We start from the raw sequence: 13,693 nt of genomic DNA, 5'->3' as shown, positions 1-13,693 counted from the left end.
CTCGTTATTGTTAGTGGCAGAGCTTATAGCTCACTGGCAGACGCACGCCTGGCCAAGGCCATGCGTGCGTTAACGCCGATACTCAAGAAAGGTTCAGGGGGGTTGATAGCGGGTTTCTGGCTGATCTCCAGCATGTCCGACAGGCTCTCGGAGTGCTCACCCAAGGCCAATTGCGCCAATAACTTGCCGGTAATAGATCCCCGAGTGGCCCCCACGCTTTGGTGGACACCCGAAAAATAAAGATTGCTATCCAATTGGCCAAAGAAAGGCTGGTAATTACGCGACAAGGCGCAAGCTCCACCCCAGGTATAGTCCAGCGTCAAGTTTTCCAGTGATGGATAGCGCGCCTGCAGACCTTGCAGATGGCTGTCCCGTATGGCACGTCGGCTCTGGAGGTCGTCATGGTACTTGGGGACAAACTGGTAACTATTGCGGATCACCAAGCGTCGGTCCCGAGTCAAACGCAGAGTTGTCCCACCATGATCGGCAGGCGTGGCCCCCCAAGAATGCTGCTCCCGAAACAATTGCATTTCCTGCAGGCTCAGGGCTCGGGTCATGCTGGCATACGTCATGGTCGGCAACATGCGAGAGCGCAAGTAACCAAACTCCTGGGTAAAGATATTCGTTGCCAGAATCACCTTGGGACTCTGGAACACCGCATCTTGGGTATGGATATGATATTGACCATTGTGCTGTTTGAACTCCAGCACAGGGTGCTCTTCATAGAGCTCCACATTTGCCGGCAAATGCTCGGCCAGCCCATTGACTAAAGCCGCAGGCTGTACAAGCACCGAACGCTCTGTATAGATAGCTTGGCTGTAGTAGGTCGAGCCCAGCACTCGGGCAAGCGACTGCCCCTCAATACGCTGGTAAGGGTAATCAAAATCATCCAGCAAGCTGGCGTAATCGTTCAGAAATGAAATGCCACGCTGCCCGACCGCAACCTGATACTTTCCAGCCTCTTCCCAATCACAGTGGATCTGATGTTGCTGTACAGCCGATCGCAAGTCCTCAATCGCCTCCAGATTAAGTCTGTAAATCTTTTTCTTGCGCTCCAGGCTACCAAACTCCAGGTCACGCTTATGGGGCAGATCAATCAGGAATCCTGAATTCCGACCCGAAGCCCCTTGCCCAACCTTCAATGCCTCCAGCAATACAACCCGATGCTGAGGCTTTAACAAGGCATAGGCACGAGCAGCTGCCAAACCCACAAAGCCAGCACCCACAATCACCACATCTGCCGCCTGTGTGCCGTGAATTTGGCGACTGGGGCGATTGACTGTCAGCAACTTATACCAGCCACAGCGGCTGTCATCACGGGGCAAAATAATAGACATGATCAGTACGAAAAAATAATGGATCATGGATATATACCGCGCCCACAATCACACTTCATCTACTATCAGCCCACCGCTCACAAGATAAGCGATTCTTATAATGACAACACCCTTCACTATCGACTCAAGGACTACTCAGCACGCTACAAAAAGCGAGGTACACGCCCACCTGCACACCCACTCATACCCTACTCAGGTAAAGAAAAGTGCGCTTATGCAATTAATCTAAAACGCTTGGCTTGCTTCAGAATTTGACTCTTTCCCGCTTACTGGGCAAGAAACAGCCGAGCATTAAATGCCGAACTACGTCTCCCCCTTACTTCCCCACCACGAGTATGCAACTGCCTTGCGAATCAGTCCTCTTGCCGAGGGGCAAGCCGAAGCAGACGCTAGTAAGCCGTACAGAAGAAGAAGGGAGACAAGGTGCCCAGAACGGGCCAGGAGGCAGGAAGGGACGTCCGACCGATGATCGCAGGGATCCGGTCCTTATGCCGCCAGAACACGGCTGAGCAGCCGTGTGTACGTGTGGCGCGCATAAAAAACAAAACCCCCGCAAGGGATACTTGCGGGGGTTTTGAGCAATAAGAGCTTGACGATGACCTACTTTCACAGACGTCCGTCCACTATCATCGGCGCAAAGGCGTTTCACAATCCTGTTCGGGATGGGAAGGTGTGGGACCACCTTGCTATGGTCGTCAAGCGTAACTGGTTGCCAGGCCGTCTTTACAGGGACGTCCCAGCCAATTGGAAGAAGCACACTGCCAGCGATCAGTACGGATCAGCTAGCAGCGGTTACGAAGGTGTCGAGCGCGGGTTGCGCTGCACTTCAATATTACGTTCTGTGGTCAACAACTTAACTCACTACAACCTCAAGGGTTATAGGATCAAGCCACACGGGCAATTAGTACTGGTTAGCTACATGCATTACTGCACTTCCACACCCAGCCTATCAACGTCCTGGTCTCGGACGACCCTACAGGGAGGTCAAGCCTCCGGGATATCTAATCTTCAGACGAGTTTCCCGCTTAGATGCCTTCAGCGGTTATCTCTTCCGTACGTAGCTACTCGGCAATGCCATTGGCATGACAACCGATACACCAGTGGTACGTCCACTCCGGTCCTCTCGTACTAGGAGCAGGCTCCGTCAAATATCCAACGCCCACGGCAGATAGGGACCAAACTGTCTCACGACGTTTTAAACCCAGCTCACGTACCTCTTTAAATGGCGAACAGCCATACCCTTGGGACCGGCTACAGCCCCAGGATGAGATGAGCCGACATCGAGGTGCCAAACACCGCCGTCGATATGAACTCTTGGGCGGTATCAGCCTGTTATCCCCAGAGTACCTTTTATCCGTTGAGCGATGGCCCTTCCATACAGAACCACCGGATCACTATGTCCTACTTTCGTACCTGTTCGACTTGTCAGTCTCACAGTCAAGCACGCTTATGCCATTGCACTATCAAGACGATTTCCGACCGTCTCTAGCGTACCTTCGAACTCCTCCGTTACACTTTAGGAGGAGACCGCCCCAGTCAAACTGCCCACCATGCACGGTCCCCGATCCCGATAAGGGACCTAGGTTAGAACCGCAAACAGACCAGGGTGGTATTTCAAGGATGACTCCACGCGATCTGGCGACCACGCTTCAACGTCTCCCACCTATCCTACACAGGCCGGTTCACAATCCAATGCAAAGCTACAGTAAAGGTTCATGGGGTCTTTCCGTCTAGCCGCGGGGAGATTGCATCATCACAACCATGTCAACTTCGCTGAGTCTCAGGAGGAGACAGTGTGGCCATCGTTACGCCATTCGTGCAGGTCGGAACTTACCCGACAAGGAATTTCGCTACCTTAGGACCGTTATAGTTACGGCCGCCGTTTACCGGGGCTTCGATCAAGAGCTTGCACCCCATCACTTAACCTTCCGGCACCGGGCAGGCGTCACACCCTATACGTCCACTTTCGTGTTTGCAGAGTGCTGTGTTTTTAGTAAACAGTCGCAGCCACCGATTCACTGCGGCCTCTTCATGCTTTGTGCGCAGGCACATCACACTAATGAGGCATACCTTCTCCCGAAGTTACGGTATTAATTTGCCGAGTTCCTTCTCCTGAGTTCTCTCAAGCGCCTTGGAATATTCATCCCGTCCACCTGTGTCGGTTTGCGGTACGGTCTCGTAGAGCTGAAGCTTAGAGGCTTTTCTTGGAACTGCTTCCAGTTAGTTTAGAGCCGAAGCTCTATCCAGTCACACCCTTGAATTACGCACCCGGATTTGCCTAAGTGCCTTCTATGATGCGCCAACGGGGACATCCAACACCCCGATAACATTCTGCAATCCGTCCCCCCATCGCACTCTACGACGGTGCGGGAATATTAACCCGCTTCCCATCAGCTACGCATCTCTGCCTCGCCTTAGGGGCCGACTCACCCTGCGCCGATGAACGTTGCGCAGGAAACCTTGGACTTACGGCGAGGGGGCTTTTCACCCCCTTTATCGCTACTCATGTCAGCATTCTCACTTCCGATACCTCCAGCATTCCTCACGGAACACCTTCACAGGCTTACGGAACGCTCTCCTACCATGTGTACTAAAAGTACACATCCGCAGCTTCGGTCTATGGCTTAGCCCCGTTACATCTTCCGCGCAGGACGACTCGATCAGTGAGCTATTACGCTTTCTTTAAAGGATGGCTGCTTCTAAGCCAACCTCCTGACTGTCTATGCCTTCCCACTTCGTTTCCCACTTAGCCATAGTTAGGGACCTTAGCTGGCGGTCTGGGTTGTTTCCCTCTTGAGTCCGGACGTTAGCACCCGGTGCTCTGTCTCCCGTACTGTACTTGCCGGTATTCGGAGTTTGCCATGGTTTGGTAAGTCGCTGTGACCCCCTAGCCATAACAGTGCTCTACCCCCGGCAGTAATATACGAGGCACTACCTAAATAGTTTTCGGAGAGAACCAGCTATCTCCAGGCTTGTTTAGCCTTTCACTCCGATCCACAGCTCATCCCCTAATTTTTCAACATTAGTGGGTTCGGTCCTCCAGCACGTGTTACCGTGCCTTCAACCTGGCCATGGATAGATCGCCTGGTTTCGGGTCTACACCCAGCGACTGAATCGCCCTATTCGGACTCGCTTTCGCTACGCCTCCCCTATTCGGTTAAGCTTGCCACTGAATGTAAGTCGCTGACCCATTATACAAAAGGTACGCAGTCACACCACGAAGGTGCTCCTACTGTTTGTATGCATACGATTTCAGGATCTATTTCACTCCCCTTCCGGGGTTCTTTTCGCCTTTCCCTCACGGTACTGGTTCACTATCGGTCGATCACGAGTATTTAGCCTTGGAGGATGGTCCCCCCATATTCAGACAGGATTTCACGTGTCCCGCCCTACTTGTTCGATGCTTAGTTCCACGTACTGAATTTCGCCTACAGGGCTATCACCTGCTACGGCTGGACTTTCCATTCCATTCGACTATTCACTACGCTAAAACATCCAGGCTGGTCCGGTTTCGCTCGCCACTACTTCCGGAATCTCGGTTGATTTCTTTTCCTCGAGTTACTGAGATGGTTCAGTTCACTCGGTTCGCCTCCACATGCCTATGTATTCAGCATGGGATACCGTATTACTACGGTGGGTTTCCCCATTCGGACATCTACGGATCAAAGCTTGTTTGCCAGCTCCCCGTAGCTTTTCGCAGGCTACCGCGTCCTTCATCGCCTGTGATCGCCAAGGCATCCATCATATGCACTTATTCGCTTGATCCTATAACGCTTGGTGCTGTTATAGGAATATGAGTATACGTTGTTGCCGTTCATCAATCCTTAGCTGTTATTCAATCCGAGGACTGAACAACGTCTATATTTTTGAGAACTTTCGTTGAACATAATTTGTTCTGTTGCAATCACAACCCGTGTATTGTCATCACAAGGCGACTAATCGCTTTGCGTTTATTAGACAACACACCTTCGTTGTGCTTCTTCCTAATTGTTAAAGAGCAATTCGTGGGTTGTATAACCCAACGAGCAGTATTCTTGTAAAAGAACACTCTTCGTTGAATCTAACGCCAGGCCAACCGTTGTTGTCCTGTGCCCTATACTCTGTCATGAACCTTGCTGTATCTACCAACCACAAAAGCGGTGGTGGAGGATGACGGGATCGAACCGACGACCCCCTGCTTGCAAAGCAGGTGCTCTCCCAGCTGAGCTAATCCCCCGAGGTAATCGTTGGTGGGTCAAGTTGGAATCGAACCAACGACCCCCGCCTTATCAAGACGGTGCTCTAACCGACTGAGCTACTGACCCATCTATCACCAGTGGGCGATACCTTCAATGGTCATGACATTAACTAACAGCCAATAAGTGTGGACGCTTTCGCTTTGCGAGCCATTCGCTCTAAAAGGAGGTGATCCAGCCGCACCTTCCGATACGGCTACCTTGTTACGACTTCACCCCAGTCATGAATCCCACCGTGGTAAGCGCCCTCCTTACGGTTAGGCTACCTACTTCTGGTGAAACCCACTCCCATGGTGTGACGGGCGGTGTGTACAAGACCCGGGAACGTATTCACCGCGACATTCTGATCCGCGATTACTAGCGATTCCGACTTCACGCAGTCGAGTTGCAGACTGCGATCCGGACTACGATCGGGTTTCTGAGATTGGCTCCCCCTCGCGGGTTGGCGACCCTCTGTCCCGACCATTGTATGACGTGTGAAGCCCTACCCATAAGGGCCATGAGGACTTGACGTCATCCCCACCTTCCTCCGGTTTGTCACCGGCAGTCTCATTAGAGTGCTCTTGCGTAGCAACTAATGACAAGGGTTGCGCTCGTTGCGGGACTTAACCCAACATCTCACGACACGAGCTGACGACAGCCATGCAGCACCTGTGTTCCGGTTCTCTTGCGAGCACTGCCAAATCTCTTCGGCATTCCAGACATGTCAAGGGTAGGTAAGGTTTTTCGCGTTGCATCGAATTAATCCACATCATCCACCGCTTGTGCGGGTCCCCGTCAATTCCTTTGAGTTTTAATCTTGCGACCGTACTCCCCAGGCGGTCAACTTCACGCGTTAGCTGCGCTACTAAGGCCTAACGGCCCCAACAGCTAGTTGACATCGTTTAGGGCGTGGACTACCAGGGTATCTAATCCTGTTTGCTCCCCACGCTTTCGTGTCTGAGCGTCAGTATTATCCCAGGGGGCTGCCTTCGCCATCGGTATTCCTCCACATATCTACGCATTTCACTGCTACACGTGGAATTCTACCCCCCTCTGACATACTCTAGCTCGGCAGTTAAAAATGCAGTTCCAAGGTTGAGCCCTGGGATTTCACATCTTTCTTTCCGAACCGCCTACACACGCTTTACGCCCAGTAATTCCGATTAACGCTTGCACCCTACGTATTACCGCGGCTGCTGGCACGTAGTTAGCCGGTGCTTATTCTGCAGATACCGTCAGCAGTATCTCGTATTAGGAGATACCTTTTCTTCTCTGCCAAAAGTACTTTACAACCCGAAGGCCTTCATCATACACGCGGGATGGCTGGATCAGGGTTTCCCCCATTGTCCAAAATTCCCCACTGCTGCCTCCCGTAGGAGTCTGGGCCGTGTCTCAGTCCCAGTGTGGCTGGTCGTCCTCTCAAACCAGCTACGGATCGTTGCCTTGGTGAGCCTTTACCCCACCAACTAGCTAATCCGATATCGGCCGCTCCAATAGTGAGAGGTTCCGAAGAATCCCCCCCTTTCCCCCGTAGGGCGTATGCGGTATTAGCCACTCTTTCGAGTAGTTATCCCCCGCTACTGGGCACGTTCCGATATATTACTCACCCGTCCGCCACTCGCCACCAAGAGAGCAAGCTCTCTCGTGCTGCCGTTCGACTTGCATGTGTAAAGCATCCCGCTAGCGTTCAATCTGAGCCAGGATCAAACTCTTCAGTTTAATCTCTGTGGTTGTCCCGTCTTGCGACGAGACCGATTGTGTCTCAAAGAAAAATTCAGAGTTACACAAGGTAATTCTTCATCTTTCGTTTGTGAGCACTTGATACAAACTTGTGGCGATCCCCGAAGGGTTCGACTCGCTCATTCCAAGCGCCCACACTTATCGGCTGTTAATTGTTAAAGAGCAGTGACAGTTGCCTGTCGTTCTACTGACTAACCCGGCTGGCTCGTCGCGTTTAGCGCTTCGTGCCTTGCTGTGTTAGCAGCAGAGAAACGAGATTATGAAGCAGATCAGGCAGCGTGTCAAGCGTTTTTTTGAAGAGGCTAGAAAGTTTTAAACCGTCTAACTCGTCCCGCTTAAACTAGAACTTTCGTTCTGTCCTACCTGGCGAACAATCAACCGTCAGGCTAACCATTCAACTTCACAAACAAGGGTAAATTTTCAAAACCGTTTCAACTTTCAAAACAGCTAAAAACTTAACGTTGCGTTCTCTGGAGCAGAACCTAGAACTTTAACACAGAATTTTCTGATTTGTCAAGCTCCGGGTTTTACACCGTGTCAGTTACCTGACCAGTCATTCAAGCTTCGGTGCGGGCCTCTTGGCCAAGGCGGTGAAACTTGTCTAACTGCTCTCTGCGGCGCTTCCGGGAAAACCCTGTGTGTGCTGCAGCGAGAAAAGAACTATAGCACGATGATTTTCCGCCCTGCAAGCCTTCTTTGACATTTTTCTGGATATTTGAGGAGAGAAAACTCTGCAAAACGATGTAGTCGATTGATAACTATGAAGAATAACTATAAAAATAATTTTTAGATTAACTTCGAATTTTTGCCTACGGGCGGAAGACTTCAGCCCTCTACAGAGCAAAACATGGACTGACCGCTGTTTTCCTCACAGAAATTCGTCAGTTCATCCCCCCCACCCTCTGATAACCCCCCCCCTCCATATAGATAGGAGGGGAAATTCCTTCCCAAAATAGTCGTCTGTCGATGGATCGGCTGACTGACTGACTGACTGACTGACTGACTGACTGACTGACTGACTGACTGACTGACTGACTGACTGACTGACTGACTGACTGGATGGTTAGATGGTTGGATGGTTGGATGGTTGGATGGTTGGATGGTTGGATGGTTGGATGGTTGGATGGTTGGCAAACAGGCTAGCGGCGGTAAACACACAGCGCCATGCCCTCGCCCCAAATCAAGAGTGTCTCTATATAGATAGGCGGTTGAGTGGCCTCCAAGATCGAGCACGATGCAGAGCTGTTAGCCGCTCGGGGCCCCGGTACGGGGTGTTGGGGCGAGTCAGACGACTTGCCGCAGTCGGAGTCACCATCGGGGATGCAAGCAGTCTGCTGTTTGAGCCCAAGGTTTGTGATTGGTCCGGGGGACCAATCACTGGGCGAGTTCAGACTGCGCCCTGATGGTGGCTCTGACAAGGGGACCGGCGCGTTGCGCCGGCACGTAGTCCGCCCCATCACCCCGTACCGAGGCCCTTAGCGGCGTCCTACATAGAGCGGCTAGAACCACATCCACCCCAAAGCAGCCTCCTGAACAAAGACAAGCAAAGCATTCATCACCCCTAAACACTCTATATAGTCATAAAGGCATAGCAGCCTCACTGACTTGGCCCTACACTAGCTCGGAACAGATATTCCTTTAGCGAAACTAACTATGCATGAAGACATCCTGATTAACGTCACTCCGTTTGAAACCCGTGTTGCCCTGGTCGAGCAAGGTGCTGTCCAGGAGATTCATATCGAGCGCAGCATCCAACGCGGCTATGTGGGGAACGTGTATCTGGGAAAAGTGGCTCGGGTTTTGCCCGGCATGCAAAGTGCCTTTATTGATATAGGGCTGGAACGCGCGGCATTTATCCACGTGGCCGACTTGCGCCAGAATCGCGCCGAGCGCAATCAAGGTAGTGCGACCACGCCAATTGAAAAGCTCCTGTTCGAAGGCCAGTCTTTATTAGTACAAGTCATCAAGGATCCTTTGGGCACCAAAGGCGCTCGTGTCTCGACGCAGATCAGCATTGCTGGCCGCATGCTGGTGTATCTGCCTTTTGATCCTCATATTGGTGTGTCGCAACGCATTGGTTCGGATGCTGACCGGATCGAGCTGCGCGAACGCGTCAGCCGTCTGATGCCCAAGGATGAAAAAGGCGGTTTTATCGTACGGACTCAAGCCGAATGCGCAACCGATGAAGAGATCAGTGCAGACCAGCTATACCTGCGCACCTTATGGACCCGTATTCAAGAGCGTATCCGCGAGCAAGGCGCCCCCTCTGTGCTTTATACGGACTTGAACCTGGCGCAGCGTGTTTTACGCGATATGGTCACACCCAACACCCAGTCCATCGTGGTGGATTCGCGCACGGTCGTGCAAGAGATGAAGGAATGGGCACAGATTTATACGCCATCCGTGCTGGAGCGCATTAATCATCACAAAGGCAGCCGCGCCTTGTTCGATACCGCCCATGTCGATGAAGAGATCAACCGCGCCTTGTCACGTCGAGTGGATCTGAAATCGGGGGGGTACTTGATTATCGATCAGACCGAAGCTCTGACGACGGTAGATGTGAATACAGGTGGTTTTGTCGGCGGCCGCAACTTCGACGACACGATTTTCAAGACTAACCTGGAAGCAGCGATTGCCCTGGCCCGCCAACTGCGCCTACGCAATCTGGGTGGCATCATCATTCTGGACTTTATTGATATGGACGACCCCACTCACCGGGAGTCTGTCTTGCAAGAGCTGCAAAAAGCACTGGCCAAAGATCGTACTCGTGTGACGATCAATGGCTTTAGCCAGTTAGGTTTGGTGGAGATGACACGCAAACGCACGCGTGATTCCTTGGCGCACCAACTGTGTGAGCCCTGCCCCACCTGCCAATCGCGTGGTTCCGTACGTACGGCCCGTACCGTCTGCTATGAAATCCTGCGCGAAGTGCTGCGCGAGGCCAAGCAGTTCAACCCTAAAGAGTTCCGTATTCTGGCGGCTCAGGAAGTGGTGGATCTGTTTCTGGAAGAAGAAAGCCAGCATTTGGCCGTGGCGGGCGACTTTATCGGCAAGCCTATCTCCCTGGAAGTAGACCCGCACTACTCCCAGGAACAGTACGACATTATCTTGCTGTAAGTGCTCTGTTTTGGGATTGGCTGGGTAGCCAATCCCCTTCATCCCTTATCGCACGGCAAGATCTCTGCAGTCTGCAAGCAGGTACCACTCAATAGCGGTTTGGACTCAGTTGGCCAGCTCAATAGAACAAATCAAACAAATAGAGCAAAGCGCTTTATGTGCGCCATGAGTGGTTTGTCATAAAAGGCATCAACAAACACACCACTACTCCCAGGCTAACGCTGTATTACAGCTCACTCGCGCGAGCATCGACACACACAAAGCCCAGACACACATGCAGAGGCAGTCAAGCAAACGGTATCTGGCAACTAACAGCCAGAAAACAAGCCCGTAGCCTATTCCGCAACCTGATGACGAATAACATTAAAGCCCTCTGACTGCTGCGGTGCTACAAAATAGCGGCTGAACAAATCAAACTGCGCTTCAGTTGCTTCAAAGGGATGTTCCCCACGGGCATTACGGGCATGCAAACGCGCTTTGCACACAGCATCAGCCACATCCAGATAATGCAGTTCGTGAGCCACGCCCGCGTTTTCAATCAACTCCCGCGCCCAAGCTCGTGTTGCCAGCGTGTTGGAGGGAAAATCCAGCACCACGGATACCCCGGCCTGCAACAGACCCGTAATATGCGGTGCCATGGCGGTACGCAACAAGCCGGAACAACGAGCGTAATCCTCCAAAGACCCAATTTGACTGGGATACAAGCTAGCCAGCCAAAAGTCTTCGCTGATCAGGACTGTCTTTGACTGCTCGGACAGTTTCTTGGCGAAGGTGGATTTGCCCGCCGCAATCTTGCCGCAAATCAGATAGAGCATTGTTGCCGTCACGGCGGTCTGTTTGACTTGGGTTGTAGAGGCAGAATCCATCATCATCTCTCTTATTAGAAGCAACTAAAAACAATAAACCCGCCTGAAAAGACGGGTCAAAAGCAGGCTTGTCCTGCCGTTTGGGCACCTCACGTATTGGAAGTGCCTCGTTGCGCAACGCTTGAACTATTACAGCGGTGCAACGGGGACAAAATCATCCTCGGGCAACACCTCTTTGGGCGCATCATCAGGATTGCACACGCCCGGAGCACGAATAGAGGTGAAGATTTCCTTGATTTCTTTTTTTACATCGGCACGGTAACTATAGACCTTGGCATCTACCCACCCCTTTTGCATCAAGGTCAGATCAATCAAAATACTGTTATCCCAACCCGCCCCCGGCTCCAGTTCATAACGCAAGGTGCCGTAGCTGGCCTGCCCCGGTTCCATCTTGAACACAGCGGCTTTGCCACACTCTGCCTGGTGCTTGAACAAGGCACGCTGAATGCTCACAAAATCCATATTGATGCGTCGCTCAGTCTTGAAAAAACTGGATCGACGCAAATCCTGTTCCCGCAATTCTGCATTCTGCTTGGCACATCCTGCCAACACAGCCAGCCCGGCCAGCGCAAGAATGATCTTCTTCATGATGTTCCTTATCGTGCAGCCTGAAGCCGCTTATTCGTTGAACTGAAACTGCATTTGGTAGAACCCGGCATACACACCATTGCGGGCCAGCAATTCGTCGTGACTGCCCTGCTCAATAATCCGTCCCTCATCCAGCACCAGGATTTGATCGGCATTTTGTACGGTAGACAGGCGATGAGCAATCACCAAGGTACTGCGCCCCTTCATCAAGGTTTCCAGAGACATTTGAACCTGACGCTCGGATTCGTTATCCAAGGCGGAGGTTGCTTCATCCAGAATCAAGATGGGTGCATTTTTTATCAGGGCGCGAGCAATTGCCAAGCGCTGACGTTGGCCACCTGACAGGAAGTTGGCGTTCTCACCAACCATCGTATCCAAGCCTTGAGGCAAACCCTCTACAAACTCACGCAGATTGGCTGCTTCCAGGGCCTCCCAGATACGCTCCGGTGAGACCTCGGCTCCCGCGCCATAAGCCACGTTTTGGCCGATCGTCGCCTCAAACAGCACCACATCCTGGCTGACCAAAGAAATCTGGCTACGCAAGCTGCGCAACGTCAGCTCTTCCGAGGGGATACCATCGACCCGCAGTTGCCCGCTGCTTGGAATTAGAAAGCGCGGCACCATATTGGCCAGCGTGGTCTTGCCACTGCCGGAACGACCAACCAGCGCAATGGTCTGGCCGGGCTGCACCGCAAAACTGACCTCAGACAGGGTGTCGCGATGGGCGTTAGGGAAACGGTGAGAGACCGCATCAAATTCGATATGGCCACGAACGGGCTGCTTGAACTCCCGTGTTCCTGTGTCAGGCTCCGGATCCTGATCAACCAGCTTGAACACGCTTTCTGCCGCTACCAACATGCGCTGCATGGTGCCCGTAATATTGGTCAAACGTTTGATAGGATCAAAAATCTGCCCCAAAGCAGCCATGAACGCCGCAAAACTACCGATAGTCAGTGTGCCGGTATTGGCCTGATACAAAGCCACAAAAATCACCCCGGCCACAGCGATGGACACAAACAACTGCGTAATGGGCGACAAGGCCGCATCCGCAGAAGCGGCGCGCATGGCAAAACGGCGCAGGCGCGCGCTCACGTACATGAAACGTGTGTTTTCACGCTCGTAGCCGTCAAACAGCTTGATGACACGCTGAGCATCAATGGCTTCGCTGACCACGCGGGTCAGCTCGGCGTTCATATTCACCGTATCGCGGTTAATGCGGCGCAAGCGACGCGACACCATCTTGGCAACAAAGACCGACGCGGGCATGACCAAAAACACGATGACCGTTAATTGCCAGGACATATAGAGCAAGACGCCCAGCAAGGCAATCACTGTCAGGGTTTCACGCACCACGACCGTGACCACCTCGGTAGCCACCCCGGTCATGGTGCCAGCATCAATCGTAAAACGGTTCAGCAAACGCCCCGTATCCCCTTGCTTGAACTCCGAGTCGGACAATCCCAGCAAGCGGGAGAACATGTCGCCACGTAAAGTCAGCAACATTTTGTTGGCGATCCAGGCAAACAAATAGGAGCTACCGTAACTGGTCACACCCCGCACAAACATCAGTCCGATCACGGCCAGCGGAATGGACCACATGTAATCAGGCTTGGCACCGGTAAAGCCATCGTCCAGCAACGGCTTCATGATCACCGCCAGCACCGGCTGGGTAGCCGAGGACAGACTGACCAGGATCAATGCCAACACCGCTACCTTCCAATAAGGCAGCAAACGGCTGTAAATGCGCCTCCAGAGATCGGATTTGACGGGATCGTGCCCAGCAGGCTTGATTTTAGTTTCTATGGCGTTGGACAACGAGGACACCCTA

General features: G+C 52.4%; 5 protein-coding genes, 2 tRNA genes and 3 rRNA genes. 1 reads left to right on the top strand and 9 read right to left on the bottom strand.

The window, feature by feature from the left end; translation table 11 throughout:
* Window positions 1-23: 23 nt before the first annotated feature.
* The 6 genes from OKX01_RS05655 to OKX01_RS05630 all read right to left on the bottom strand — a co-directional run bounded on the left by OKX01_RS05655 (window position 24) and on the right by OKX01_RS05630 (window position 7,273).
* Window positions 24-1,337, bottom strand: a complete 1,314-nt coding sequence (locus tag OKX01_RS05655; protein WP_203226731.1) for an NAD(P)/FAD-dependent oxidoreductase — start codon at window positions 1,335-1,337, stop codon at window positions 24-26.
* A gap of 587 nt (window positions 1,338-1,924) precedes the next feature.
* Window positions 1,925-2,037, bottom strand: a 5S ribosomal RNA gene (gene rrf, locus OKX01_RS05650).
* Window positions 2,038-2,217: 180 nt separating this feature from the next.
* A 23S ribosomal RNA gene (locus OKX01_RS05645) occupies window positions 2,218-5,102 on the bottom strand.
* A gap of 375 nt (window positions 5,103-5,477) precedes the next feature.
* A tRNA-Ala gene (locus tag OKX01_RS05640) sits at window positions 5,478-5,553 on the bottom strand.
* An 11-nt stretch (window positions 5,554-5,564) separates the two neighbouring features.
* Window positions 5,565-5,641 (bottom strand) — tRNA-Ile (locus OKX01_RS05635).
* A 93-nt stretch (window positions 5,642-5,734) separates the two neighbouring features.
* Window positions 5,735-7,273, bottom strand: a 16S ribosomal RNA gene (locus OKX01_RS05630).
* Together the 16S, 23S and 5S rRNA genes with 2 tRNA genes alongside form the textbook arrangement of a ribosomal RNA operon.
* A 1,674-nt stretch (window positions 7,274-8,947) precedes the next feature.
* Between OKX01_RS05630 and rng the strand changes: the two genes are divergently transcribed.
* Window positions 8,948-10,411 (top strand): ribonuclease G, encoded by a 1,464-nt coding sequence (gene rng, locus OKX01_RS05625; protein ID WP_094196047.1) that lies wholly within the window; start codon window positions 8,948-8,950, stop codon window positions 10,409-10,411.
* Window positions 10,412-10,746: 335 nt separating this feature from the next.
* Here rng and OKX01_RS05620 read toward each other — a convergent pair whose 3' ends face one another.
* From OKX01_RS05620 to msbA, 3 genes are all read right to left on the bottom strand, one after another.
* On the bottom strand, window positions 10,747-11,283 hold the full coding sequence (locus tag OKX01_RS05620; RefSeq protein ID WP_264672591.1) for an AAA family ATPase: 537 nt from the start codon (window positions 11,281-11,283) through the stop codon (window positions 10,747-10,749).
* A 123-nt stretch (window positions 11,284-11,406) separates the two neighbouring features.
* On the bottom strand, window positions 11,407-11,865 hold the full coding sequence (locus OKX01_RS05615) for a hypothetical protein (RefSeq protein ID WP_094196046.1): 459 nt from the start codon (window positions 11,863-11,865) through the stop codon (window positions 11,407-11,409).
* Between the two features lie 30 nt (window positions 11,866-11,895).
* Entirely contained in the window at window positions 11,896-13,689 is a 1,794-nt protein-coding gene (gene msbA, locus OKX01_RS05610) for a lipid A export permease/ATP-binding protein MsbA (RefSeq protein ID WP_094196045.1), read from the bottom strand.
* Between the last annotated feature and the right edge of the window lie 4 nt (window positions 13,690-13,693).

The organism is Alcaligenes sp. SMD-FA (assembly GCF_025960365.1).
In the GTDB taxonomy this organism is placed as follows: Bacteria; Pseudomonadota; Gammaproteobacteria; order Burkholderiales; family Burkholderiaceae_B; genus Alcaligenes; species Alcaligenes aquatilis.
This window is presented reverse-complemented; position numbering and strand designations above follow the sequence as displayed.

Excerpts from the sequence above, each read along its gene's own strand:
- OKX01_RS05620 (WP_264672591.1), bottom strand. The coding sequence starts at position 11,283 with ATGATGATGGATTCTGCCTCTACAACCCAAGTCAAACAGACCGCCGTG.
- rng (WP_094196047.1), top strand. The coding sequence starts at position 8,948 with ATGCATGAAGACATCCTGATTAACGTCACTCCGTTTGAAACCCGTGTT.
- OKX01_RS05615 (WP_094196046.1), bottom strand. The coding sequence starts at position 11,865 with ATGAAGAAGATCATTCTTGCGCTGGCCGGGCTGGCTGTGTTGGCAGGA.
- OKX01_RS05655 (WP_203226731.1), bottom strand. The coding sequence starts at position 1,337 with ATGTCTATTATTTTGCCCCGTGATGACAGCCGCTGTGGCTGGTATAAG.